Annotated in this window: 24 protein-coding genes; 8 read left to right on the forward strand and 16 right to left on the reverse strand. The window is 71.0% G+C overall.

The features are described 5' to 3' along the window. Positions 1-17: 17 nt before the first annotated feature. Positions 18-785, forward strand: coding sequence for a GTP cyclohydrolase II (ribA, locus tag WMF19_RS27455; protein ID WP_272093740.1), 768 nt, complete (start codon positions 18-20; stop codon positions 783-785). 109 nt (positions 786-894) lie between these two features. Here the strand turns inward: ribA and WMF19_RS27460 are convergent, their stop codons facing one another. The 3 genes from WMF19_RS27460 to WMF19_RS27470 all read right to left on the reverse strand — a co-directional run bounded on the left by WMF19_RS27460 (position 895) and on the right by WMF19_RS27470 (position 3,186). Beyond that, entirely contained in the window at positions 895-1,404 is a 510-nt protein-coding gene (locus WMF19_RS27460; protein ID WP_437893062.1) for a hypothetical protein, read from the reverse strand. Positions 1,405-1,691: 287 nt separating this feature from the next. Next, on the reverse strand, positions 1,692-2,555 hold the full coding sequence (locus tag WMF19_RS27465; RefSeq protein WP_437893063.1) for a phosphatase PAP2 family protein: 864 nt from the start codon (positions 2,553-2,555) through the stop codon (positions 1,692-1,694). 52 nt (positions 2,556-2,607) lie between these two features. Further along, positions 2,608-3,186 carry a TetR/AcrR family transcriptional regulator gene (locus WMF19_RS27470; RefSeq protein WP_437893064.1) on the reverse strand — a complete coding sequence of 193 codons (579 nt, stop codon included), beginning with the start codon at positions 3,184-3,186 and terminating at the stop codon, positions 2,608-2,610. Between the two features lie 353 nt (positions 3,187-3,539). Here WMF19_RS27470 and WMF19_RS27475 point away from each other — a divergent pair, with 353 nt between their 5' ends. After that, positions 3,540-4,742 carry an acyl-CoA dehydrogenase family protein gene (locus tag WMF19_RS27475; RefSeq protein WP_437893065.1) on the forward strand — a complete coding sequence of 401 codons (1,203 nt, stop codon included), beginning with the start codon at positions 3,540-3,542 and terminating at the stop codon, positions 4,740-4,742. A gap of 148 nt (positions 4,743-4,890) precedes the next feature. Here the strand turns inward: WMF19_RS27475 and WMF19_RS27480 are convergent, their stop codons facing one another. From WMF19_RS27480 to WMF19_RS27495, 4 genes are all read right to left on the reverse strand, one after another. After that, positions 4,891-5,418, reverse strand: a complete 528-nt coding sequence (locus tag WMF19_RS27480) for a hypothetical protein (RefSeq protein ID WP_437893066.1) — start codon at positions 5,416-5,418, stop codon at positions 4,891-4,893. A gap of 147 nt (positions 5,419-5,565) precedes the next feature. Further along, positions 5,566-6,141 carry a glutathione S-transferase family protein gene (locus WMF19_RS27485; RefSeq protein ID WP_272093746.1) on the reverse strand — a complete coding sequence of 192 codons (576 nt, stop codon included), beginning with the start codon at positions 6,139-6,141 and terminating at the stop codon, positions 5,566-5,568. A gap of 102 nt (positions 6,142-6,243) precedes the next feature. Continuing rightward, positions 6,244-6,915 carry a class I SAM-dependent methyltransferase gene (locus WMF19_RS27490; protein WP_437893067.1) on the reverse strand — a complete coding sequence of 224 codons (672 nt, stop codon included), beginning with the start codon at positions 6,913-6,915 and terminating at the stop codon, positions 6,244-6,246. A gap of 202 nt (positions 6,916-7,117) precedes the next feature. After that, complete coding sequence (locus WMF19_RS27495; RefSeq protein WP_437901684.1) at positions 7,118-7,582, reverse strand: DUF1348 family protein; 465 nt, start codon at positions 7,580-7,582, stop codon at positions 7,118-7,120. 299 nt (positions 7,583-7,881) lie between these two features. Here WMF19_RS27495 and WMF19_RS27500 point away from each other — a divergent pair, with 299 nt between their 5' ends. Then, the gene (locus tag WMF19_RS27500) at positions 7,882-8,262 is read left to right on the forward strand and encodes an MAPEG family protein (RefSeq protein WP_437893068.1); all 381 of its coding nucleotides are present in this window, start codon (positions 7,882-7,884) and stop codon (positions 8,260-8,262) included. A gap of 39 nt (positions 8,263-8,301) precedes the next feature. Here the strand turns inward: WMF19_RS27500 and WMF19_RS27505 are convergent, their stop codons facing one another. The 5 genes from WMF19_RS27505 to WMF19_RS27525 all read right to left on the reverse strand — a co-directional run bounded on the left by WMF19_RS27505 (position 8,302) and on the right by WMF19_RS27525 (position 15,142). After that, on the reverse strand, positions 8,302-9,369 hold the full coding sequence (locus WMF19_RS27505) for an MBL fold metallo-hydrolase (RefSeq protein ID WP_437893069.1): 1,068 nt from the start codon (positions 9,367-9,369) through the stop codon (positions 8,302-8,304). Then, entirely contained in the window at positions 9,366-9,941 is a 576-nt protein-coding gene (locus WMF19_RS27510; protein ID WP_437893070.1) for a TetR/AcrR family transcriptional regulator, read from the reverse strand. Before WMF19_RS27510 ends, WMF19_RS27505 begins: the two co-directional genes overlap by 4 nt. 411 nt (positions 9,942-10,352) lie before the next feature. Then, entirely contained in the window at positions 10,353-11,888 is a 1,536-nt protein-coding gene (locus tag WMF19_RS27515; RefSeq protein ID WP_437893071.1) for a dockerin, read from the reverse strand. 995 nt (positions 11,889-12,883) lie between these two features. Beyond that, on the reverse strand, positions 12,884-14,536 hold the full coding sequence (locus WMF19_RS27520) for a bifunctional metallophosphatase/5'-nucleotidase (protein ID WP_437893072.1): 1,653 nt from the start codon (positions 14,534-14,536) through the stop codon (positions 12,884-12,886). Between the two features lie 219 nt (positions 14,537-14,755). After that, positions 14,756-15,142, reverse strand: a complete 387-nt coding sequence (locus WMF19_RS27525; protein ID WP_437893073.1) for a VOC family protein — start codon at positions 15,140-15,142, stop codon at positions 14,756-14,758. 379 nt (positions 15,143-15,521) lie between these two features. Between WMF19_RS27525 and WMF19_RS27530 the strand changes: the two genes are divergently transcribed. Further along, positions 15,522-15,947, forward strand: coding sequence for a DUF6968 family protein (locus WMF19_RS27530; RefSeq protein WP_437893074.1), 426 nt, complete (start codon positions 15,522-15,524; stop codon positions 15,945-15,947). 716 nt (positions 15,948-16,663) lie between these two features. Here the strand turns inward: WMF19_RS27530 and WMF19_RS27535 are convergent. Further along, positions 16,664-17,500, reverse strand: a complete 837-nt coding sequence (locus WMF19_RS27535; protein ID WP_437893075.1) for a hypothetical protein — start codon at positions 17,498-17,500, stop codon at positions 16,664-16,666. 595 nt (positions 17,501-18,095) lie between these two features. Here WMF19_RS27535 and WMF19_RS27540 point away from each other — a divergent pair. The 3 genes from WMF19_RS27540 to WMF19_RS27550 are packed head-to-tail and all read left to right on the forward strand — an operon-like array spanning position 18,096 to position 19,747. Next, positions 18,096-18,218: a hypothetical protein gene (locus tag WMF19_RS27540; protein ID WP_437893076.1), complete on the forward strand. Its 123-nt coding sequence runs from the start codon at positions 18,096-18,098 to the stop codon at positions 18,216-18,218. After that, positions 18,215-19,267, forward strand: a complete 1,053-nt coding sequence (locus tag WMF19_RS27545) for an AAA family ATPase (protein ID WP_437893077.1) — start codon at positions 18,215-18,217, stop codon at positions 19,265-19,267. Before WMF19_RS27540 ends, WMF19_RS27545 begins: the two co-directional genes overlap by 4 nt. Before the next feature lie 3 nt (positions 19,268-19,270). Continuing rightward, entirely contained in the window at positions 19,271-19,747 is a 477-nt protein-coding gene (locus tag WMF19_RS27550; RefSeq protein ID WP_437893078.1) for a hypothetical protein, read from the forward strand. Positions 19,748-19,807: 60 nt separating this feature from the next. Here WMF19_RS27550 and WMF19_RS27555 read toward each other — a convergent pair whose 3' ends face one another. Beyond that, positions 19,808-20,149 carry a JAB domain-containing protein gene (locus WMF19_RS27555; RefSeq protein ID WP_437893079.1) on the reverse strand — a complete coding sequence of 114 codons (342 nt, stop codon included), beginning with the start codon at positions 20,147-20,149 and terminating at the stop codon, positions 19,808-19,810. A 176-nt stretch (positions 20,150-20,325) separates the two neighbouring features. Between WMF19_RS27555 and WMF19_RS27560 the strand changes: the two genes are divergently transcribed. Next, on the forward strand, positions 20,326-20,502 hold the full coding sequence (locus tag WMF19_RS27560; protein WP_437893080.1) for a hypothetical protein: 177 nt from the start codon (positions 20,326-20,328) through the stop codon (positions 20,500-20,502). A gap of 22 nt (positions 20,503-20,524) precedes the next feature. Here WMF19_RS27560 and WMF19_RS27565 read toward each other — a convergent pair whose 3' ends face one another. Both WMF19_RS27565 and WMF19_RS27570 read right to left on the reverse strand, forming a co-directional pair. Then, positions 20,525-23,002, reverse strand: coding sequence for a hypothetical protein (locus WMF19_RS27565; protein WP_437893081.1), 2,478 nt, complete (start codon positions 23,000-23,002; stop codon positions 20,525-20,527). A 249-nt stretch (positions 23,003-23,251) separates the two neighbouring features. Continuing rightward, entirely contained in the window at positions 23,252-24,787 is a 1,536-nt protein-coding gene (locus WMF19_RS27570) for a sensor histidine kinase (protein WP_437893082.1), read from the reverse strand. Positions 24,788-24,792: the final 5 nt, after the last annotated feature.

Consider the following 24,792-nt stretch of genomic DNA (forward strand, 5'->3'; position numbering starts at 1 on the left):
TCTCGCGGAGGCAGGACATGACCGACTCGATGAACCCGCTGCTGGAGCTCGTCGCCCGCGATCGAGAGCACGACTGCGACGGGGTTGGCCACGTGAACGTCTGCGTGCGGGTGGTCGGCGTCGCCGAGCTGCCGACGCGCGCCGGCCACTTCCGCATCGTCGCGTTCTGGAACAACCGAGACGCCAAGGAGCACATCGCGATGGTGCACGGCGACGTCATCGGCGCCTCGAACGTGCCGACGCGGCTGCACTCCGAGTGCGTGACAGGCGACGTCATGGGCTCGCTGCGCTGCGACTGCCGCGATCAGCTCCTCGAAGGGTTGAAGAAGATCAAGAGCATGGATCGGGGCATCCTGCTCTATCTGCGCCAGGAGGGACGAGGGATCGGGCTCATCAACAAGATCCGGGCGTACGCGCTGCAGGACCAGGGGCTCGACACGGTCGAGGCGAACCTGGCGCTCGGCTTCAGGGACGATGAGCGCGACTACGCCGTCGCGGCGCACATGCTGCGCAGCCTGAACGTGAGATCGATCGAGCTCATCACGAACAACCCCAACAAGGTCCAGCAGCTGACGCAATACGGAGTCTCCGTGGTCGGGCGCGTCCCGCACGTGATACCGCCGAACGATCACAACCGCTTCTACCTGGAGACCAAGGCGAAGCGCTCGGGGCATTTCATCGATACGTGGGGCAAGCCGCACCTGGTCGAGCAGAGCGATCCCGTCGTGGTCGACGGGATGTCGCCGCCGGAATCCGAGCCGGCCGAGCCGGCGCCCGCGGGCTGAGGCCCCCGCGGGCGCGGGGGCCCAGGCTCGGCAGCCTTTGCGGCCGCGAGCCTCCGATCGATGCCCGTCCGGCGCTACGGGGGCGCCGCGCGGCGCTGTCGAGATCGTCTCATGGCGCGGCGCCGGTCAGGCGGCGCACCCGGTCCGCGTGGGGGCTCGCCGGGAAATGCGAGAGGAACGCCCCGGCGCGGGTGCGCGCCTGGTCGGCGCGCCCGCTGCGCAGCAGCGCGTCGATCGCGACGATCTCCCGCTCGGCCGCGAGGCGCCCCTCAGGGAACTCGGCCTGGTGCTCGTCGAGCAGGGCGAGCGGCGCCTCCGGCGATCGCGCGAACACCGCCCTGATCTCCGCGAGCCGCCCGGCCTCCCGGAGCAGCTCGTCGCGCCCCAGCAGCGCGGCCGCCGTCGCGGCGGGCCGAAGCGTGGGCTCGCCCTGACCGGCGCTCCCCTGGGGCAGCTCCCGGCCCACGCCGGGCGCGGACCGAGGCGGCAGCTCGACGCCGGGCGCCGGCACGGGCGCCCCGAGCGCTTGATCGCTGCAACCTGCGAGGAGGGCGAGGAGCGGGGCGGCCAGGCCTCCCGCGATCCACCGGATGTGTGACGAATGGTGAACGACATGCATGTCGTCGACTCCTTCATGGGGCCGAGCTGGCGGACCCCCGTCGAGACGGGCGCGCGAAAGCGCGCGTGCCCATTGCGGGACCGCAGCTCGCCGTCGCCATGGCCGCCAGAGCGGCACGGCGTATTCGACGTAGTGGGCTCGCGCTCCAGCAACGACGGCTCGAGCGCAAGCATTCCTAGCTGACAGGGATAGTGTAAAAATGAACTATCGGTTTGTCAACACTGCTTACTTACGCCGTCCGAAAGCAGCGCTGCCACTTGCCGATGGCCGAATTCGCCCTACTCGGCTCAGAAGGCGCCGGCGACGCCCACGCCTGCGCCGCCGCCCGCCGGCGCGAGCGAGACGCGAAAACGCGGCGTGCCAGGACCGGCAACGCCCGGGCGCGGGGCATGAAACAGAGCCGGGATCAGCACGCCGGAGGCGGCGCCGAATACGGCGCCCGTGAGCACGTCGGTGAAATAATGGCGATCGCCGGCGATGCGCAGGTAGCCGGAGAGCGCGGCGAGCGCCATTCCGTTCGCCCATACCCACGGCGCCGCGCGATAGCCGCGCATCGACGCCACGGTGCCGCTCGCGGCGGCGAGAGAGAAGACGGCCGTCGAGTGGCCGGAGAAGAACGAGAGATCGTCGTCGTTCGGGACGGGGCCCGAGGCCCCCTCGCCCGCGCGGAGCACATCCAGGTTGTCGTAATGGGAATAGGGCCGCTGGCGGCCGACGATGTATTTGGTGATCTGGTTCAGGTCCATCGCCACCACCATCGCCTCTGTGACGATCACGAGATCGGCGGCGATGTTGTCGGAGCGGCCGTCGTACCACGCGGCGAGCGCGGTGAGGCCCAGCGCTGCGGCGGGCGCGACGCCGAGGACCATCACGTTGCTGACATCATGAGCGGTGTTCGGGTCGCCTCTCCAGACCAGCGCGTCGCGGATCGACGTGTCGAGCGCGTTGGCCTGGCACCAGCGGCACGACGCGGGGGCGAGGCCCTTCTTCGCGAGCTCGGACGCGATCCATGAGGCGCCGACGACGACGGTGATCGGCAGATCGATCTCGGGCTGGTACGTGAGCTCGGGAGACGGGTCGGCGGCGGCGGATGGCGACGACGAGACGGCGACGAGGAAGGCAGGCAGAGCGAGCGCGGCGGGGGCACGCATGAGGGGCGCGAGCGTAGCCGGGGCCGAGGGGCACGGGAATCCGTCGCGGACGTCAGACGCGCGACGGCCCCGGCGCGGCGAGGAGCAGCCCGTCGAGCAGGCGCGCGTGGGCGTCGTCGACCAGGTCCCGGAGCGCCGCCGGCCCGGCCTTGGCCAGGGCCCCCGACGCGGCGAGGGTCGCGAGGCCGTGGTGCATCGCCCAGATCGGGATCGCGAGCGCCCGCGGATCGCCGGGCGGGAACGCGCCGGCGCGCTGCGCCTCCTCGATGAACCCGAGGAGCACACCCAGGTTCTGCGCGGTGGCCGCCGTGACCCGTGGGTCGTCCACGTCCACCTCGCCGGAGTACATCACGTGGAAGGGCGCGGGGTGCTCCAGCGCGAAGGCGACGTAGGCGAAGCCGGCCGCCAGGAAGCGCGCCCGGAGGTCGCCCCCGGCGCCCTCGAGGGCGGCCGAGATCCGCGCGCCGAGCGCCGCGCTCGCCTGGACGGCGAGCTCGGTCATCAGGGCGCGCTTGTCCGCGAAGTGGCGGTAAGGCGCGGCGTGCGAGACGCCGATGCGCCGCGCGACCTCGCGCAGCGTGAAGCTCGCGTTCCCTTGCTCCTCGATGAGCGAGAGCGCCTCCTCCAGCACGGCGCGCCGCAGGTCGCCGTGGTGGTAGGGCCGGTCGACGGGGGGCGACGCTGGCGCGGGTGAAGGGCGCGACGCGGGTGCGGGTGAGGTGCGCGCGCGCGGACGGCGGCGCCTTGCGGGGGAAGCCACAGCCAGCCGCACGATACCACGAAGGCCGCTGTGCACCGAGCCGCTGTGCACCGAGCCGCGGAGCGCAGGGCGGCGGGGGCAGGGCTGCGAGCTCACGAGCCGCAGGCGGTCGCGAAGAAAATGTAGTCAGCGGAAACTTTCTCATGTTGTCAGTGTCATCATCGGGCGCGCGGGCGGCCCGGTGGGGCCGGCGCGCTGCACCCGATCCAGGAAAGGAGCCCCGTATGTCCGAGCCCCGTCGATCCCCCGAGCGCGAACGCCTCCTCGCCGCCGTGGAGCGCGTCCGCGGCGTCGCCGCCGCCCACGCCGAGGCCTCCGAGCGGCTGCGCACGCTCGCGCCTGCGGTCGTCGACGCCCTGCAGTCGAGCGGCCTGCTCGCGATGGCCGCGCCGCGCGCGCTCGGCGGCGTCGAGAGCGACCCGCTGACGCAGGTCGAGGTCTTCGAGGCGATGGCGCGCGCGGACGCATCGGCGGGGTGGTCGCTGATGATCAGCGCGCTGCTCGCCGCGCTCGCCGGGGGTACCCTGCCGGACGAGGGGGCCCGCCAGGTGTTCTCAGGGCCGTTCCCGACGTTCGCAGGGCTCCAGGTGCCGACCGGCCTCGCGCGGCGCGTCTCCGGGGGGTACGTGCTCGAGGGCCGCTGGGCCTTCGGCAGCGGCGTGCGGCACGCGTCGTGGGTGTTCACCTGCGCCATCGCGGCGCCGGAGGGCGGGGCCCCTCCGGCGGGGCCGCCCGAGATGATCAGCCTCGCCGTCCCGCGCGAGCAGGTGGTGATCGAGGACACGTGGGACGTGGCCGGCCTGCGCGGCACCGGGAGCGACCACTACCGGATCGAGGGCGCGCTCGTGCCCGAGGCGCGGACGTGCCCCTTCCCGGCGGCTCCTCAGCGGCGCGGCGGCGCGCTGCATTCGCTGCCGCTGATTGCCCTGCTCGCGGCCGGCCACGTCGGCTTCGCGCTCGGCGTCGGGCGGCGCGCGCTCGACGAGATCGCCGCGGTCGCCCCGCGCCGCGTGAAGGCCTGGCCGCAGCTCGCGCTGGGCAGCCACGCGGCCTTCCACATGGACCTCGGGCGCGCGGAGGCGAAGCTCGCGGCGGCGCGGGCCTATGCGTTCGACGCGCTCGGGCGGATGTGGGACCAGGCGCGCGCTGGAGAGGCGCTCTCGGTCGAGGACTGGGCGGCGATCCGGCTCGTCCAGACGTATGCGACCGACGTCGCCGCGGAGGTCGCGAGCTTCGCCTACCGGGCCGGCGGCGGGGGCGCGCTCTACGCGGCGAGCCCGCTGCAGCGGTGCTTCCGGGACATCCACGCGGCGACGCAGCACATCGCCGCGACCGACGACGCCTACGAGTTCGCGGGGCGCGCGCGGCTCGGGATCGCCGAGCTGCACCCGATGCTCGCGCCGCGGCCGCCCGCGAGCCGTCCTTGAACACGTTCCCGAGGTGAGCAGACCCGGCTCTCGAAGCCGCCGATGGGCCGGCAGGTGGCCGGATCGAGCCCATCGAGCGCAAGAGCGCGATCGAGGAGGGCCGGTTCTACGGGAGTCGTATCATCCGCTCCAGAAGGCGGCCCCGCGCTCAGGGCTGACTGCCTTCCGGCGGGCACGCGACCCTCTGGGGCGGCGGCGGGTTGCACATGATGACCACGGGAGGGCCTCCGTCGCGAGAGGGCGGAAGCCGCGGGCAGGTGTTCGGGAGAAACTGCCTGCATGTGCCGTCCGGGTCCCGGACCACCCTCGCCCCCTGCGCGGGGTGCGGAAGCGGTCCCTCCTCGCCCTGGGCCGCCGCCGCCCCCCCGCCTTGGGACGCACCCGACGCGGCCGGCGCCGACGTCGTCCCGGCGTCCTGCGACGTCTCCGGTGCCGCCGCGTCCTGCATCTCCGTCGTCCCGGCGTCGCTGGGCATGGCCGCATCCCCCGCGCCAGATGAATACGTTTGCGGGCGATCCGGGCGCGGCAGGTTGGAGAACAGCTCCGGCGGGTTGGCGATCAGCTCCGGCGGATCGGGCGGCGGTTGAGCCGCACCACAAGCCGCTGCGCTGCCGGCCACCGTGACGACGAACGAGGACGCGAGCACACGGCGGCGCCGGCGCGGCGAGAGCTTCATGGCGACCATCCTAGGCCCACGGACCAACCCACGTCACCCGAACGGCGATCGCTGCGGCGCGCTCCGCGCGCGACGGGTCGCAGCGCCGCCGTGCGCGGCGAGGTCGTCAACCTGGTCAACCTCGAGCGCCGCGGCCAGGCGCTGCGCTCATTTCCCCATCTTCATCGCGTGCGGACGCGCCTGCAAGCGATCGATGTAGGCCTCCAGCCTGGGCCGCCCCGTCGCGTTTCCCCACAGGCGCGCCCACATGAACATCGAGCCGATCATCACATCGGCCGCGGTGAACCGGTCGCCGAACAGATAAGGCCCATCCCCGACCTCGCCTTCGATCACGTCCATGGCCGTGGCGAAATCCGTCCAGCCCCGCTGAGGTCCCGTCTCGAGCTTCATCAGGTGGTCGCCCATCGACGGCTCGAGCTGCGACGTCGAGTAGACCATCAACGACAGATAACGCCCCCGCTGCGGCTCGCCGATCCGCGGCGCCAGCCTGGCTTCGGGAAACTTGTCCGCCAGATAGAGACAGATCGCCGCGTTCTCGAAGAGCCTGGTGTCGCCGTCCACAAGCGCGGGCAGCTTGCCAGCCGGGTTGATCTTCAGGAACTCCGGCGCCTTGTGCTCCCGCTTCTCGAGGCTGATGGGGACGAGGTCGTACGTGGCACCGCACTCATCCAGCATCCACTTGGTGATCGCTGCACGGCTCTTGGGGTTGTAGTAGAGCTTCATCGCAATCTCCCTCGCAGGTTTGATGGGACGGCCCGGAGCATGGCAGAACGCAACGATGGGTTCTACAGCGGAGTGCAGATTTGTGTGCTACGGACTCAGCCGCTAGCCAGGCGATCGAGGCGTGAGCCTGAGCTGCAAGGAAAGGAGCCGCGGCGGGTCGCTCCTGACCGCCTCCGCATCGCGCCACTCGCCCAGGCGAACGAGCGCGAACCCGGCCCCCAGGCCCGCGTTGACGTACTCGGAGACGTCGTGCAGGAACGCTGTCACGCGCTCTGGCTGGCCCGTCTCCGGGTTGACGAAATTGGCCTGCCCCCCGCGCATCTGTCGCACGGGGTGCAGCTCGCACAGGAAGAGCTCGCCTCCCGCGCGCAAGACGCGGGCGGCCTCGGCGAAGACCGCGTCGATGTGCTCGATGTGCTCCAGCACGAGCATGGCAATCACGACGTCGGACGAGCCCTCCGCGAGGGGCCAGGAATCGCGGATGTCGTGCTGCACGAAGCGGACGCGGGGAGAATGCACGCGGGCCCTCGCGCGACGCAACATCCCCTCGGAGAAATCGAGCGCGAGGACGCTCCTCGCGTGCTCGTCGAGCCACTGCGTGTTGCGCCCGGTGCCGCAGCCGATCTCGAGCACGTCCCGGCCGGCCAGCGCCAGGCCGCGCTGCCGGAGGACCTCGGCCGCCAGCTCGCGGGTCCGGTTGAAATCGTCATCGTACGTCGCGGCCCAGCGATCGTAGGCCGTGGCGATCTCGGGCTTGTCTGGAGAGCTGGACATGAGCTCGCTCGGACTCCTGTGTCGTTCACCCGCCCAAGGATACGCCGTCAACCAGGATCGCGAAGGCCTCCCGGTCTGCCGAACGCCCTAGACGCCGGGGAGTCTATCGGGGGGGCGGCGGCCATGTCAACAGCACATCACCCGAGCATTCCAGTGGCGAGACCCACCGCAGAGGCGCTCTCGGACCGGCGCAGCGACAGCCCTACAAGCCGAGCTCGCTGAGCCCAGGATGCTCGTCGGGCCGCCGCCCGAGCGGCCAGTGGAACTTCCGCTCCTCTGCCGCGATCCGCACGTCATTGATGCTCGCCTCGCGCCGCCGCATCAGCCCCTGCCCATCGAACTCCCACTGCTCGTTGCCGTGGGACCGGTACCAGCTCCCGCTGTCGTCGCGCCATTCATAAGCGAAGCGCACCGCGATCCGGTCACCGGTGAACGCCCAGACCTCCTTGATCAGGCGGTAGTCCAGCTCCCGCTGCCATTTGCGGTGCAGAAACGCCTCGATCGCCGCCCGCCCCTGGAAGAACTCGGCCCGGTTCCGCCAGCGGCTATCGACGGTGTATGCCTGAGCCACGCGCGCGGGATCCCGACTGTTCCAGGCATCCTCCGCCAGCCGCGCTTTCCGGGCGGCGGTCTCTGCGGTGAAGGGCGGCAGCGGCGGGCGCGACACGACAGGATCTTCGCTCAAGGTGCACCTGAACGAACCTTCCTCGAATCCCCCGTCCCCGGCAACCCCTTTCCACGCGGAGCTCCTCAGGGCCGTACCGCGGACCGGCCGCCCCCGTCCTGCCACCGGCGCGCGTCCGTCGCTCGAGCGCGCCGCCCCCGCGGGGCCGCCTGGCCGCTCCGGCGCACGCGCCGTGGGAGCCGCCGCGAGGCTTGGCGCTCGCCCCGGCGGCGAGAGCTCGTTAGAGTCGCTCCACGCTCCGAGGAGCCTGTGCGCTCGAGAGGGATCCGATGACCATTCCGATGACTTGCGTCTTCATCTCACTTCTCTTGATCTACGTGGCCCGCCTGTTCGTCGCCAAGGCGCAGTCACAGCAGCCCGAGGGCCTGGACAACCGCAACCCGCGCGACCAGCAGGCCAAGCTCACCGGCGTCGGGCGCCGCGCCCTCGCCGCCCACCAGAACGGCTTCGAGGCGTTTGCGCCCTTCGCCGCCGGCGTCTTCACGGCCCACCTCGCGGGCGCCGACGCTCGCTGGAGCGCCATCCTCGCCGTCACCCACGTCGCCGCGCGCGCGCTCTATCTCGTCATGTACCTCGCCGACAAGGCGTCTGCCCGGACCGCGGTCTGGATCATCAGCTTCGCCGCCACCGTGGGCCTCTTCCTCCTGAAGTGGCTGGTCTGAACGGCGCAGCGGCGGCGCGGCGGGTACGCCGCGGCAGGCTCAGCGCGGCAGGGGCATCCACGCGCCGTCCGTCGGGACGTGGATCTGCGCGGGCAGGTTCTTCGCCGCGGCGCGCTGGGTGAACGCCGTCACCGGCTCGCGGTAATGGGCGAACGTGGTGTGGTGGATAGGGATCACATGGCGGGCGCGGAGCAGCGCCGCCGCGGCGACCGCCTCCTCCGCGTCCATCGTACGGAGGCCGCGCGCGCCGTCGACGCCGACCGCGCCGAGGTGCGGCAGCCAGAGATCGATGGGCGCAAAGCGAGCCGCCACCGCGCGCATCGGCTCGGTGAAGACCGAATCGCCGGTCCAGTAGATCGAATAGGGCGTCGCGCCCTCCCAGCGGAGCACATACCCGTTGCCCTTGCCGAGCGTCGCGTCGAGCGCAGCGTCGTGGGTGTGGTTCGCCGGGACGGCGAGGATCCGCAGGCGCCCGGCGCGGGTCGGGAGGACGGTCTCCTGGTCCCAATCGAGCGGCGTGAGCTTCGTGAATCCGGCGGCGCGCGCCGCCTCGACAGCGTCGGGGGGGAGGACGAAGGTGACGTCCTTCGGGAGCGTCTCCTTCGCGACGGCGTCGAAATGGTCAGCATGGTTATGGCTGAGGAGGATGACGTCGAGGTGCCCGAGCGGCTCCGCCGGAGGATCGGTGTAGCGGGCGATCGGCGCGTTCTCGACGCCTGTCGACGGGTGTTTGGGGAGCACGAACGCCGCTGGCCCGCGCGGGCCAAGGACGGGATCGGTGAGCAGCCGGAGGCCGTCGCGCTCGAGGATCGCCGTCGGGCCGCCGCGCCACTGGAAGCGCCCGCTCGAGGCCTCGGCCGCGGGGGCCGGCGGCGTGATCGCGGCCGCCGAGCCGGCCGGCGGCGCGCTGGCTCCGCCGCGGTCCGGCGAAGCACAGGCCGTCAGGGAGAGCGCGACCAGCGCGGCGACGATCGACCCGACGGGCGCCAGCGGCGTGCGCGGGCGACCCGTCGAGGGCGCGCCTGCGCCGGCCTCCGCCCCGGCGGGCTGCGGGAGCTGCTCGGCACCTCCATTCCACCTGCTCGGGACACGCGTGATCCGGTTCATCGTCGTCGCCTTCCTGGCCGCGCTGTTGCAATGAGGTTCTCGGCGAGGGACCGCGCGCGCGCGGCGGCGCCCGGTCCCCCTTCGCGGACGGCGGTCACGATCGCGCCGTCGATCAGCAAGAGGAGCTGCGGCGAAAGCGCGTCGGCGGCCGGCACGCCGGCCTCGCGCAAGAGCCGCTCGAAATAGTCGATGAGCCGCAGCTTGTGGCGCTGCGCGGCCTCGTGCGCGGGGTGGCTCCGGCTCGCGACCTCGACCATCGTGTTGAGGAACGCGCAGCCGCGAAAGTCGTCCGCGGCGAACAGCTCGGCGAGCGCGTCGAAGACCGCGAGCGGCCGGTCCCGCGGATCGCCCGCGAGCGCCTCGACGCGCCCGGCCAGCCACGCGCGAAAGCGCGCGTCGCGCGCGTCGAGCACCGCCACGAGCAGGTCGTCCTTCGTCGGAAAGTGGCGGTAGAAGGTGGCCTTGGCGACGTCCGCCTCGGCGATCAACCGATCGACGCCGACGGCGCGATACCCCTCGGCGTAGAAGAGGCGCTCCGCGACCTCGAGGATATGGCTACGCGCGTCCCGCACGACCCTGCTTTAGACAGACAGGTCTGTCTTGTCAAGGGCTGCCGGCGCGCGGTCCGCCGAGAAGGCCGGCGACGCGCGCCCGAGGTGCTGCCCTGAGGCGCCGCCGGAAGGCACCAACCAGCCCTCCGGCACGGTCTCCACGAGCGTGCGGTTCAGGCGATAGGCCGGATCCGGACGGGCGCGGCCGACCACCGCGACGAGCGCCTCGTCGGCAGCCCCGCTCGAATGCGATCGACAGCAACGCTCGGACGAGGAGAGGTTGTACCGCCGAGGCACCGAGAGAAGAGGAGGACTCTATTGCTTCTTCTTCCGGCGTCCTCGGCGCCTCAGCTCTGGCCCTGTGCGGCGAGCACCCGGCGCGGCCGAGCGCCGGTGCGCGGCGGACAACCCCCTCACACCGGCGCCGCGCCGTCAGGGGACGCTCATCTCGAACGCGACGCTGTAGTTCGGCTGAGCCTTGCCCGTCGTCGAGCCGACGAACGGATCGGAGTCGCGCAGCTGACCCCAGCGGATCGTGCCGCCCGTCATCGACGTCCCGTCGGTCGTCATCGCATAGCCGACCATCACGCCGGACGCGGGGAGGTTCCGCGCGGTGATCTGCACCGAATCGCCGGAGATCTCCACGCCGCTGATCTGGATCCGGGTGTTGCCGCTCCAGAGCTCGAAGCCGCGGCCTTGCGCCCACTCCGTGAACGCGGTCTGGTGAGGAGACGGCAGCGCGCTGTCCCAGGCGAGCGGCGGCACCGGGACATGGAAGTGCACGGTGACGACGTTGCCGCTGCGCTCGACGCGCGTCGGCTGGAGCGGCTGCCAGTCCTTCCCGAGGACGACCTTCTCGAAGTAGATCTGGCCGAATTTCTCGCCGAGCTGCTGGTACCCGTTCGCGTTCAGGTGGATGTGATCGTTCGCATACGGGTACTGGTACTTCGGACCCGAGCAGACGATATCGCCCGGGTGGTCCACGCCAACGCGCCACTGCGCCTGCGTCGACGTCGACCGCGTGCCAGCGTCGGTGTGCACCGAGTTCTGCTGGGACACGAGCAGGGGGATGCTCCGCGACTGGCCGGTGATCCGGAGGACATCCTGGTTGTAGTCGGACCACAGCTTTACGAGCTCATCCCCGTAGGTCGCGCTGCCGGCGTCGGCCTCGCCGTGCGTGATCACGATGGCGCCGACGCCGTACGTCTTGCCGGCCTCCCTGGCGAGCCGCGCGATGGCCTCCGCCTCGAACAGCGTCGCGGCGTAGGCGCGGCCCATCGACGTGTCGCCCGAGGCCGTCTGGGTGGCGCCCTTCCGGAGGACGCTCATCGGCTGCCCGCTCTCCCCGACGACGGTGTGCACAGTGATGTGATCGCCGCCCGCGGCGGCCTCCGCGAGGGACGAGATCTGGTCGGCCATCGCCGTGTGGGGCGTCTCGCCATAGATGTTCTTCGGGTAAGCGCTGGGGTAGGTCGTCGCGAACGCGCGGATCGGCTCGACGAGCGGCACCAGGGTGAGGGACGTCTTCGCCGCGTCGAAGGGGGGCACGCTCGCATCCCCGAGGGACAGCTTCAGGTTGTGAAAGCGCTGCGTCGTGGTGCGAGGGGGCGTGCCCTCCGCGCCGACCGAGAGGCTCTGTCCCGTGCCGACGATGCCGGTCCAGTCCCAGAGCGGCGCCGGCGGCGCGCCGCCGCCCCCTTCGCCTGCGCCGCCGGTGCCCGGCGCGCCGCCGCCCCCTTCGCCTGCGCCGCCGGTGCCCGGCGCGCCGCCGGAGCCGCTCGCGCTGCTCGTCGCGCCCTGACCGCCCGCGCCGCCGGAGCCGCTCGCGCTGCTCGTCGCGCCCTGACCGCCGGCGCCCTGACCGCCGGCGCCGGAGGACGACCCGTCCGACGAGTCGCATCCGAACGCCGCGAGGAGGAGAGCGAGAGTGCCTGACGAACCAAGGCTCAAGAACGAAGATTGTCGCATGTTGGCTCCTTGCCGCTGCACGAGCGGGCCGGGTGATTGCGCAGCCCGGAACGTTGCTCGCCAGGCCGCGTGGAGGAAACCAGGACCGGCCATACCACGGAGGCGCAGAAAAACTGAACCGATTCAGTTGATGGGACCTCAACCTCGGTCGGAAGCTCCGCCGGGGCGTCGAGCTCGGGGCGTCAACCTCGGTCGGGTCTCACGGGCCTCACGCCGGAGCCTCGAAACCTCGACCAGGTTCGGGTCTCACCCGGCCCCGACCCCATCGGCTCGCCGCCCGCGAGGTCCACGGCGCGGCGGCGATGACCAAGCAGGCGCTCACCTTCTCCCGCCTCGCCGGCCCGGAGCTGGTGCGACGGAAGGAGCCCGCCATGTCTGCGCTCCGTGATCGAGGGCCGGCTCCGCGCAACCGTACACATCGAAAAGCCAAGGCCATCTCCGAGACAGAGCGTTCGTCGCTCCTCGCGACGGCGCGCGTGCTCGCCGAGGAGGCGGTCGCCCTCGTCGACGAGCGCGCTCGAGGCGACGAGGCGCGCGCCCGCGCCGGCCAGGCGGTCACGGATCGCGGCTTCGAGGCGCGCATCTTCGCCGCGCGGGCCTTGGTCCGCGAAGGATCGGGAGACACCGCCGGCGCGCTCGACGATTATCGCCGGGCGCGGACGCTCGCCACCGCCGCCGGGCTCTCATGGCAAGGCGATCTCCACGGAGAGGACATCCGGCGCCTCGAGCGTTCAGGCAAGGAGAACGGCGGCGCGATCCCGGAGAGCTTCGACCCCGATTGGTTCCTCGCGAGCGAGCGTAGCGATGACGAACGCAGCCGAGCGGCCGCCGTCTGGTGCGCGCAGCCCTGGCGGGTGGTCCCCGGCGCTCGCGAGCGCGGCGTTTGCCGAAGAGAAAAAGCTCGTCAAGCTCGGCGCGGCGCTGGCGAAGAGGGGCCGGTAGCAGCTCGTCAGGGTCGCCTCGAAACCGAAGGCATGATCCCTGGGCCCGATCGATCATCTCTGTGTGCGCGCCGGCGCCGGCTTCTCGCCGAGCTTCTTCTCGAGCGGCGCCCCCTCCGCGCTCTTTTTCTTTTCGATCCAGGCGATCACCGCGTCTCGCCACGAGAGCCCCGTCCCCACGGGCTTCGGATCCTGCGCCGCGAAGACGGCGCCGTCACCGCCCCCGTACATGAAATCGGTGATGATGACCGTGTAGCGCTTCTTCGGATCCATCGGCTTGCCGCCCACGGACCAGCTTCCGTTGGGCGCCTTCTTCGCGCCGGAGACGATGAACGACTTCGCCTCGAGGTCCTGCGCGAGCGACGCGCCGTCGATGGATACCTTCACCAGGCGGTTGTCGAACGGGAGCACGCTCCAGATCGTCGCGAGCGTGATCGGCCCCCGCGGGATGGTTTGTCGCACGCCGCCTCGGTTCATGATCGCCACGTCGCCGCCCAGCTCGTGGAGCCAGGCGTCGCTCACGATCTTGCCGACGGCCTCCTCCGGCCCGATCCCGCCCTCCGAATAGCCGATGACCTTCCCGAGCGCGCTGTCGACCTTCGTTTTCCACGCCGTGACGAGCCGCGCGAGCGGAGGATCCGCTGGCACTTGCGGATCGGTCGCCACGTCGACGATGGAATGGCTGACGGTGACCAGGCGGGCCTGCGGAGGATTGTCGGGGTTGATGGTGATGGCGACGCGGGCGTACTGGTGCAGGCGCCAGCCGGGGCCGATGACGGGCGTGTCGCCCGCGCGCGTGTCGATTTTCCTGTGGCAATGGCCCCCTCCGACGAACGCGAGCCGCCACTCCGGGTGTTTCTCCACGATGGGCACGAGGTTGTCGGGGCATTCGTGCGCGGTCACGACGACGACGTCGGCCGCTCCCTTCTCCCGCGCTTCGTGGATCGCTTTGTCGAGCGAGGCCTCGGTGGGCTCGAACGTGATCCCTTTGAAGCGCTCGGCCATCGCGGCCTTCAGCGTATCTGCCGCGGCGAGGCCCACGACGCCGATCTTCACGCCCTTGCGCTCGAAGACCTCGTACTGCCGGATGGCGAGCTCGCCCGCGAGCTTCGCGTCGTCGATCTTCACGTTCGCCGCGAGGTAATGCAGTCGCGCGAGATCACGGAGCTTCGTGAATTGAGGCACACCGAAATCGAACTCGTGATTGCCGAACGCCGAGGCGGCATAACCCATGCGACCCATCGCGCTCGCCATGGACTCGCCGTTGAAATACGTCGAGATGGCGGGGCCGGTGAAATTATCGCCGCCCGAGAGGAGGAGCGTGCGCGGCGAGGTGCAGTCCTCGGGCGCGGCGGGCGTGAGCGCTCCTGCCGCCTCGATGCCCGGGGGAACGGGCCCTGGGCAATGCCCTTCGTACTTCACGAGCCTCCCGAGCAGCTCGGCAGCGCCTCCGCGGCTCACGCCGTCGTTGGACAGACTCTCGATCCAGCCGTGCTCGTCCGACGTGTAGAGCAGCGTGACGGTGACGTTGCCCCGCGGCTTCACGGCGAGCGGAGGCGTCGCGCTCGGGGGTGTCGCTGCGCCCGCCTCCGTCGAGGAGCCCGGCGGCTTCAGGGGTACTGCCGGGCCCCCCTGAGGCTGGGCAGGGCCGCAAGCCAGGGGAAGCAGGACGGTGCACGAGCCAACGAGCAGGGCAAGCGGGCGCATGGTCGAGCACGATAGTCCAGGCGGGGCGTGGTCGGAACCTCAACCTCGGTGGGCCCGAACCTCCGACGGAACCTCAACCTCGGTGGGCCGGAACCTCAACCTCGGTGGGCGGCGGTGGTGGTGCCTCCGCCTCGGCGGAACCGGAACCTCAACCTCGGTGGGCGGTGGCGGTGCCTCAACCTGGGTCGGGTCTCGGCGCGCCCCGGCGGCGCACCGCCGTCAACCGTCGGCGCGCGCCGCGGGGAGCGGGCGGCGCCGGCAGCTCACCTCGACGAGGAGGTCGCCGGGCGCCTTGAAATAGAACATCACGCCGCGGCCGTTCTCGCTCACGGGGCCGCTGTCGATGCCCGCCGCGACGATCGCCGCGTGCTTGTCGTACACGGTGGCCACGTCGCCGACGATGAAGCCGATGTGGAAGCCCTCGGGATAAGGGCCGTCCGCCTCGCGCCGGCGCTGGAGGACGAGCGTGAAGTCGCCGGGCCCCGTGAGGATGGCGATCGCCGGCGAGTGCCGGTTGCCGTGGACCTCGAACTGGAAGTGCCGCTCGAAGAACGCGGCCGTTTCGACGACGTCGGGGACCTGGAGATCGATGTGATTGAGCTGCATGGGAGCCTCCACGGAGGACGCACGTGCGTCCAGGTGCCGTGGGACCTCACTCCGTGGTGGAGGGGACATGGGCTCCCGTCATGGGAGTGGCCGGGGCTCGCCTGAACCGGCCTACCTCTTTCGGCGAGCGAGAAGATAGCGAAGGGATCGCGACCTGGCAACGTCCCGCGAGACGTCGACGCGCCGGCGTGCCGGCGTGCCGGTCGAGGAGGAGGGCGCCGCGCGCGCTCGCTCGGCGAGGGGGTGAGCAAGCCAGCTCGGCGCGCGAGCGTTGCCGGGCGGGCGGCGCTGAGATCGGGAACCTCGACCCCGGTGAGCGGCAGCGGCGGTGCCTCAACCTGGGTCGGGCTCAACGACGAATTTTAGCTACCCTGCGCGGGTGGCTCGACAAAATTACAAGGTCATCGCCGTTCGTCGGTATGGCGTCGAAGGTGAACCAGGCCGCGAGATCGTTCTGAAGATCGGCGAACCAATACAGCCGGCCTCACCCAGTGGCTCGTGGACGTGCCCTGTTTTTCTTGATGGGCTGGAGTCCGACATCCAGTACGCTGAAGGGGTCGACGCCGTCCAGGCGATCCAAAGTGCCATGCGGTATGCGCGACACGCGCTGGACAACTGCGGGCTGCCGATCACATGGCTGGGTCAGGAGCCCGGAGATATCGGGCTGCCGCTTCCTATAGATGGTCCGTTTGGGCTCTGGTTTCAGCGCAGACTGGAAAAGCTCGTAGATGATGAAACGGAGCGCGTGGGCGAGATAGTGGCTGCGGCTCTCAAGGAGCGCGCACGGAGGGAGCGCGGGCCTTGAGGCTCGATCGGTCTGGTGCTCCCCCGCTTCCGCGGACACCCCCGACCGCACCACGATGGGGCGGAACCTCAACCTCAGTGGGCCGGAACCTGTGGCTGGAACCGCAACCTCGGAGGGCGGTGGCGGTGGCGGCGCCTCAACCTGCGGCGCCTCAACCTGGGTCGGGCCTCAACATCCGAGGCGATGGGCGGTCGGCCAGCGGCCGCTCTGCGTCGCGATCCGGAGGGGTCCGGCGCCCCCCGCGGGCTCTCTGCGTTGCGGTCCGGAGGGGGTCCGGCACCCCGGCAAGCGCTCTTCATTGCGGTCCGGAGGGGTCCGGACCCCTCCATCTGGCACAATCGGCTGCGGATCCGGGGGTCGATGGCACAGAAAAACGAGATGGACAGCGATTTTTGACACAACTTGACCCCGGTGAGACGCTCTGCGGAGCGCCTCGGAGGGGTCCGGACCCCGGTGTGTCGCAATGCATTGCGGTTGAGCCAGTGTCGGACCCCCTGATCTGGCACAGATCGAGGCCGAGGCGGCACAGGATGCGGCGCTGGTCGCTCCGGGATGGGCCTGAGGACGGGGATGGGCACCGGCGGGAGGCGGCGAGGGCCACGCCGTCCGGAGCGTACAGAGGGGTCTGCGGGGGCTTGGCCCTGGAAAAGGGTCACGAGGAGCGAACGAGGCGGGAGGAGATCGCGGCGCCGGCGGTGCGCGTCAGGCAGCCGGGATCAGCTATCGGCCGGCGCCGGCGCCGCCGTCGGCGCGCCGGGCTGGAGGGGAATACCGGGCGGGGCGGGCGCCGCGGTGTCGCCCTCGGGCTTGTCGTTCTTCCGGGGTGCGCCGCGGCCGCTCGACCCGACGCTCCAGCTCGCGAGCGGCGCGAGCAGCCTGTCGGCGAGCTCCTGCGTCTCCGGCTCGTCGGGCTCGACGGAGCCCATCACCTTGATCACGTAGGCGCGCAGCGCCTCGGTGAATGCGGCGAGCGCGTCGCGCACGCTGGGCGGCGCCGCCGCGGCCGTGGCCGCGGGCGCGGTGACGCCGAGCGCCTTGCCGTACGCGGCGTGCGCGGCCTCCAGGGCGGAGAGGAAGCGCTTGCCGCCGAGCGCCTCGATGCGCGCGTCGAGGCCGCTCTTGCGGATGCGCTGCATCCGGAGCTCGCTCTCGGACCACTCCAGGACATACGTGAGCTGGAGGAACTTGAGCCCTCCGGTGAAGAGCGCCGCCTTCAGCGCGCTCGCCTCGGCGGCCTCGGGCGCGCCAGGCGGGAGCTTGGTGTACGCGGTCAGGAAGTCGTGGAGACCGCTCCAGCAATTGTCGAGGACGCGATCGCACTGGACAGCATCCTCGCTCGCCTCCCCTCCCTCGGAGAGCGACACCTGATCGCGCAGCGCCGACGCGAGCTCGTCGTGGCGCAAGGCCAGCGCGGCGAGCACCCGCGCGACACCCTTCACGAGCTGTTTCTTCGCCGGCTTTGCCGCCGTGATCAGCTGCTCGCCGAGCGCCATCGCCCCCACGGCCGTGAAGCGGGGGAGCTGGATCACTTCCGATGCAGTGTACTTGCTCATGAGATCACCCTCGTCCGTGGCAGGAGCGCGGGATTGCGCCGGAATGCCAGACGGGCCATCGTGAGCTATCGATGAAATGAAGAGGGCTGTCCAGTGATATTTTGATGAGATGGCGATTTGCAGAAGAAGGTGCGGTGTCGAATTCCTGCTGTCCGGGGGCGATAGCGGGGGGAGGATTGATGATAAGGTCGAGGGATGTTGCGGGGATAGCGGGGTTGGCACTGTTCTGGCAACGCGCACCCCTCGGCAAGAGCGCGACAAGGCACGCCCAGCCCGAGGCGGGGGCCAGGGCGAGGAGGCGGCTTCGGCGGGGCGGCCAGCCCGGGTGTCGTGGTTGCTCGAGTCGTGCACGGCGCTCCGGTAGCTCGCGGCGTCCAGGGTGACCGATGCTCCTGGACGACCGGACCTTCACCTCGGCCGTCGCGGATATCTCGCCGGGGCGCGCATCGACGGGCGGACGGGTGCGCGGTTGCTCGAGCACGCGCCACGAGGCGCACGGGCACCGGGGCGACGGACGTCACGACCGGCGCCGGTCGAGCTGATCAGCCTATCGACGCGGGACCGGCCCTTGTTGGGCGACCCGGGTACCGCTACCGTGTCGCCGCTCGTCATGCGCGCCTGCGCCGAGCTCATCACCTCCTGGGTCGCCATCGAGCCGACCACCGGCGCGGTGGCTGAAGCGCAGGACCAGCTCGACCAGCTCGAAAGCAAGCCATGATCAGGTCACTTCACGTCAAGGACTTCACCGTCTTCAGCGAAGCGGAGCTCGCCTTCGGAGAGCACCTGAACGTGTTCGTGGGGGAGAACGGCACCGGCAAGACCCACGCCCTGAAGCTCGCCTACTCCCTCCTCGCAACGAGCTGGGAGGAGGGGCGCAGGCGGCTCGCCGCCCCCGCCACCCCCACCGAGGCGGCCTTGCAGGTGCGGCTCGCGGACAAGCTCGTGAGCGTCTTCCGTCCCGAGGCGCTGGGGCGCCTCACGAGGCGTCAGCAAGGGCGAGAGCGGTGCGACGTGCGGATGACCTGTGCCAACGAGGGATGGAATATCTCGTTCGGGTTCTCGGCGCAGAGCAAGTCGGACCTGACGATCGACGCGCTCCCTACGGAATGGGTCGACACCACGCCCGTGTACCTGCCGACCCGGGAGCTTCTCACGATCTACCCGGGCTTCGTGTCCGTGTACGAGAACCACTACCTCGAGTTCGATGAGACCTGGCGCGACACCTGCCTTCTGCTCGGCGCGCCGCTGAAGAAGGGCAGCAAGGAGAAGCGCGTCCGAGAGCTCCTTGGACCGCTGGAGGAGGCGATGGGCGGGTCGATCGAGCTCGACAAGAACGGTCGATTCTACTTCCGCGACGGGAGCGGCCGCACGGAGATGCCGCTCGTGGCGGAGGGTCTCCGAAAGCTCGGCATGCTCGCCCGCCTCATCGCGACCGGAGCGCTGCTCGACAAGGGTTGCCTGTTCTGGGACGAGCCGGAGGCGAACCTCAACCCGCGCATCATCAAGAAGGTCGCCAGCAGCATCGTCGACCTGAGCCTCGGCGGGATCCAGGTGTTCATCGCGACGCACAGCCTGTTCTTGCTGCGCGAGATCGAGATGCTGCTCGCCGCTCGGGGCCGGGAGATCGACGCGCGCTTCTTCGGTCTGCACTTGTCCGACGCCGGCGTCGCCGTCCAGCAAGGCCCGTCCGTGGACGACATGGGCGCCATCGCTGCGCTCGACGAGGAGCTCGAGCAGTCCGACCGCTTCCTGAGCCCTGGAGACTGAACGATGCCGGCGGTTCGCATCGATGGCCTGGAGTTCGATTTCCCGAGCTCCTGGAACGCAAGCAAGTACGACGACTGGGAGTTTTACCGGAAGAAGTTCGCCGTGATGTGGAACGGGATCAAGGCGATCGATCTGCTCGCTGTCGACCCCGATCGGACCGCGTGGCTCGTCGAGGTCAAGGACTACCGAGCCCACGAGCGTACGAAGCCGTCCGAACTGGACGACGAGATCGCTCGCAAGGTCTTCGACACGCTCGCCGCGATGCTCCCGGCGAAGCTCAACGCGAGCGACGCCCAGGAAGCGAAGATGGCCGCGTCGGTGCTCGGTGCGAAGAGGCTGCGGGTCGTGCTCCACCTGGAGCAACCCAGGAAACACTCGACGCTACGGCCGCGCGCCATCAATCCGGCGGATGTTCAGCAGGCGCTGCGGCGTCTGCCGTGGCGGAGACGAGTCGTATGGGCTCCCTTGGCTGGAAGGTGACCTGACCACCACGGGACGCCGGCGTGGGGTCGCGATGCCCAGCGGCCAGCAGCCGTGGTTTCAGCGGGGTGAGCCAGCCCGGAAGACGGAGGAGAAGCGCCCGGCAGGCGTCACGATGACGTGGTCGCGAAGGGGTACGTCGATCAGGTGCGCGGCGTGCTCGATCTCGTGGGTGAGCAGCAGGTCGTCGGCTGACGGCGCGGGGTCGCCGCCCGGGTGGTTGTGGGCCATCACGAACGTGACGGCGCCGAGCTCGAGGGCTACGCGGAGGACATCGGCGGGGCGCACGGACGCGGAGAGGAGGCCGCCGCGGCTGATCATGCGGGCGCCGCGGGCGCGGTCGTGCACGTCGAGCGCAACGATCCAGACCTCCTCGTGGACGAGCGGCCGGGAGCTCCTCATCGACGGGACAGACGACCTGGTGAAGCTCTTACGATCGAGGGGTGGACGACCTTCGGATTGTCCGGAATGATCTGCGGGCCGACCCCGCCGATCGCTAGCGGCTGGATGCCCGAGGCGAGGTCGACCCGAAGCAGGGTACCCGCGGCTCGCCGGGCCCCGCATGCTAGGCTCGGAGCATGCCCGAGCCTCTGGACCCTCCCGCCGAGGAGCGGGACGACAGCCCCTACGACGAGAACGGCGTGGACCGCTCCCTCGTCCGCTGGATGCTCAGCCTGTCCCCCACGGAGCGGCTGGCGCAGGTGCAGAGCTCGATCGATCTGATCATGAGCGTGCGTGGGCCGCCCGCGCCTTGACGTGACCTCTGGATCGGGGGCATCAAGCAGCGGACTCGTGTCGAAGGCCGACGAGCATGCGCCCGAAGTCGCAGAGCGCTGAGGAGCCGCCGAGCCGCAGGATGAGCTGGAGGACGGCGTCGGCGTGGAGGTAGTGCTCCGACGGCAGGTAGGTGAAGAGGGCGGGATCGCTGATGTCGATGGTGCGTCGCCACGCGTCGGCGCGTGCGCGCGTCGACCAGATCGCCCGGAGCGAGGCGTCGGGCAGGTTCGCCATGGTGTCGCAGAGCACGCCGTCCTTCACGTCCGGTTGCGCGAGAACTGCACGCACCGCAGCATCGATCTCCGGCGCGAGGGCGGTGCGCTCGGCCTCGGACAACGACGCCGCCTCGCTGACCCACCTGCGGAGCCGCTGCGCGGGCGACAGCTCTCCTCCCGCGCCCCCGGCATCGGGCTCGGCGGCGCTCGGCGAGGCGTCGTCTCCGCCCTCACTCGCGGGCGAAGACGCGCTGGCGTGCACCTCGAGCAAGGCGCGGACCTCGTGTGGCAAGGTCTTCTGCCGCCAGGATGTCCAATCGAAGAACTCGGCCCCTTCCTCCAGCGCCCAGCGCAAGGCCGGTTCCCACCTGGACGCCGGTAGGACGGCCCACACCGGATCCTGGATGGCCATCAGCCGATCGCCTGCCTGCGTCCTGCCGATCTGCCCCTCCGCGACGGCATCGAGTACCCGCCCGGTGAGATCCACGGCGCGCGCCGCGGGAACCAGCGGCATCACCGCGGCGATCGCCTCGACGCGGTCCTCCTCGCTGAGGTGCTCGCACGTCTCCACCTCCGCCAGCACCTCGTCCACAAGCGCCGCGCGCTGGTCACCCTCGGCGAGCGACGCCGCGGTGAAGAGCCCCCTTAGGCGCACGCACCCGCCGCGTTCCCGCACCTCGTCGAGGTAGAGCGAGAGGAGGACGCCGCGAGGCGCTCCGGTGGCGAGCCGGGCAGCGCGCTCGAGCGTGTAAAGGATCTCCACGTCGGCGAGCCGCTCACGGCGCACAAGCACCTCCCGCAGGTGCCCGCGCTGCTCCTCGGGGAAGAAGAGCTCGGCGAATGCAGGGGAGTCATAGAGCTCCTCGCCGCTCTGGAGCAGCGCCCGGGCGAGCCGGGCGCGTCGCTCGCCCTGGAGCGAGCGCGCGAACTCCATCACGAGCGCCAGGTGGTCGCCGGCGGCGTGGTGCTCGGCGAAGTCCAGCACCGATTCGAAGCCTCTGTCCGTGCAGATCCTGTCGGCGTGCTTCGGGCCGAAGAGCAGCTCTCCGAGCCGCGACTCCGCCGCTTCGACGGGGGCGGGCGCCCCACGCGCCTCGGCCTCCCTCGCCGCCTGCGCCACCCGCTCGCCCAGCACCGCGCGCTCGCGCTCGGCCAGCGACGGTCGGTGATCCGCGGCCCAGTCCGCGATCCACTCGAGCGCGTCCGAAGCGGCGTCGCCGAGCGGCTCGATCCGGCGAAACGCTTCGTGGAACAGCGCCGACGCGCGCGGCTCTCCGAGGTGCGCCGCGATGCGCAAGAGGGCGCCTGCCGCCGTGACCGGGTCGGTCTCGCCGCGCGCGCACGCGATCGCCTCGTCCGCGAGCGCAGGGCACACCGCCACCGTGTCCGCGAGCGCCGCAGCCAGGTACCGGCTCGTTCGAGCGCGCTCTAGCGCCAGCCGCGCGATCCGCGCGCGCGACTCGCCCGGATGCGCGCGCGCCACGGACAGCAGATCATCGACGTTGTCGAGCCCCCGGCACTCGGCCTCCGACGCCTCGAACATTCCGGCGACCGCGAACGCCTCCGCGGCGCGCTTGCGCGCCGAGAACCCCCAGCGCGGCCCGTCTTCCGCCTCCTTGGCCTCCAGGGCCGCGCGCAGCCGGACGATCTCGCCGCGCGCCCGCTCGCGATCTCGGGCCGGCACGAGCGGCAGGGAATCGCACCCTACGAGGAACGCCACGACCGGCTCCGCCCCGGGGAGCCACGCCTCGAGCTCCGAGATGGCGCGCGCCATCGCCGCCTCGGATAGATACGGCGCGCACGAGCGCAGCGCCTCGCCGCGGCGCGCGCTCAACGCGCAGATCGCGTCGAGCGCCGCGTCGTGCTGCCCGGCGCGCGCGAGGCGCACCGCGACCGCGACCAGCGCCGCCTCGTCGGCGAACCATTCCGCGCCATCGCCGGGCTGCGGCTGCCGTACGAGCGCGAGCACGGCGCGAAGCGAGGCATCGGGAAACAGCCGAAGGTGGTGAAAGACGAACACGTGACGGCTCACGAAGTCGATGCGTCGGAGCCCGTCGATCGCCTCCTCCGCGCTCCACAGCCCGGTTTCCACCGCTTTCACGCGCAGGCTGAAGGGGATATCGTTCTCAGCCCAGTACGTGCGCTCCACGATCTCCCTCGCCCGTAGCTGCCGCAGCATCGCCTCGGCGCGCGCGCGCTCGGAGTCGGCCTCTTCGAATGACACATCCGCGAGACGCCACTCGTCGAGCAAGCGTGCCAGCACGTCTTTTCCAGGCGAGGTCTCCATCAGCGATGCCGTCCCACCCGGGTACGTCTTTCTGTGCTTGTCGCGCTGGCCGATGTAGTTGCCCTGATCACCATAGTACGGGTTGTGGCCAGAGGCCTCCGGGTCGTCGCGCCAGACGCATCAGCGTAGAAGGGGAAACGCCTGCCCTCGTCCTGTCGGCGCTAGACCGTCGCGCCCGCGAGACGGCCTCTTCGAGCTTGCCGTGCATCCCTTCCCCGCCCCCTCCTACTGCCTCACCGGCAGCTCCACCACGAAGCTCGCCCCCTCCCCCGGCGCGCTCTCCACGGTCACCGCCCCGCCGTGCGCCTCGACGACGCTCTTCACGATCGCCAGCCCCAGCCCCGTCCCGTCGCGGCCCTCGTCGGTCGTGAAGAACCTGTCGAAGATCCTCGGCAGGTGCTGCGGCGGCACCCCCGGCCCCCGGTCGCGCACCGAGATCCTCGCCGTCCTCTCCCCTTCGCGCCCCTCCCCGCCCTCGACGGTCACCACCACCGGCTCCCCCGGCGGCGAGAACTTCACCGCGTTGTCCACGAGGTTCAAGAGCGCCGTCTCCAGGTCCGTCTGCCGCGCCCGGAGCAGCCGCGTCGGCATCTCGTAGCGCAGCACGACCGGCTGCCCGGGGCTCGCGCGCCGCTCCACGACGCGCGCCACGAGCGCCTCGAGATCGAGCACCGTCATCGCCTCGCTCGAGGCCTCGATCCGGCTCAGCTCCAGCAGCCGCGACACGAGCCGGTCGAGCCGCGCCACGTCGAGCTCGATGTTCCGCAGGAAGCGCCGCCGCGCCTCGAGATCGTCCGCCGCCCCCTCGTCGAGCAGCTCGGCGGCGCCCCGGATCGACGTCAGCGGCGACTTGAACTCGTGCGCCACGTCGGCCGCGAAATCCGAGATGTACCGCAGCCTCGCCCCCAGCCGCTCGTTCATCGCGGCGAACGACTCGCCTAGCTCGCGGATCTCGCCGGTCCCCGACACGGGCACCACGACGTCGCGCTCGCCGGCCGCGATGCGCTTCGCCGCGCGCGACAGCTTGCCGAGCGGCCTCGAGATCGACCACGCGAGCGCCAGCGTGACGAGGCCGGTGAACAGGCTCGCGACCACGAGGACCTTGGTGAGCCCCGAGCGGATCCGGTACAGCTCGACCAGCACCGGCTGCGTCGAGCGGACCACGTAGACCGCGCCGACCACCTGGCCGCCCCACCGGATCGGCTCGGCCAGGAACAGGAACACCGCCAGCTCCTGCTGCCGGACACGCGTCCGCGCCGCGCGGCGCCCGGCGAGCGCCTCGCGCACCTCCGGACGATCCGGGATCGCGGACCAGCGCTCGCGCGCGCCCTTTCCGATCGGCTGCACGTTGTCGGCGAGCTCCCGGAAGTCCGCCGAGCTCGGGCGACGGCCCGCCGTCGGCATGAGCGCGGGGGCCGCCGGCTCGGGCCCCTCGGGCGGGCCGTTCTCGTGCGAGTCCACGACGACCGCGCCCGCCCTGTCGAGGATCCGGACGCGCGTGCGCGTGTGCGTCGCAGCCTGGGTCAAGACGTAGCGGTGATCGAGCGCGCCGAGCTCGACACCCCGGTCGAGATCCGACCCGAGCATCGCCGCGACCAGGACCGCCTGGTTCGCCATGTCGCGCTCCAGCGAGCCGAGGAGCTGCCGCTCGTAGAGGCGCGCGAACTCAAGCCCCGCCACCGGCACGAGCAGCACCACCAGGTTCACGACCAGCAGCCGGACGCGGATCCGGCCGAGCTCCCAGCGCAGGCGCTCGATCATGGCGA

The organism is Sorangium sp. So ce124 (assembly GCF_051525235.1).
Classification (GTDB): domain Bacteria; phylum Myxococcota_A; class Polyangia; order Polyangiales; family Polyangiaceae; genus Sorangium; species Sorangium atrum.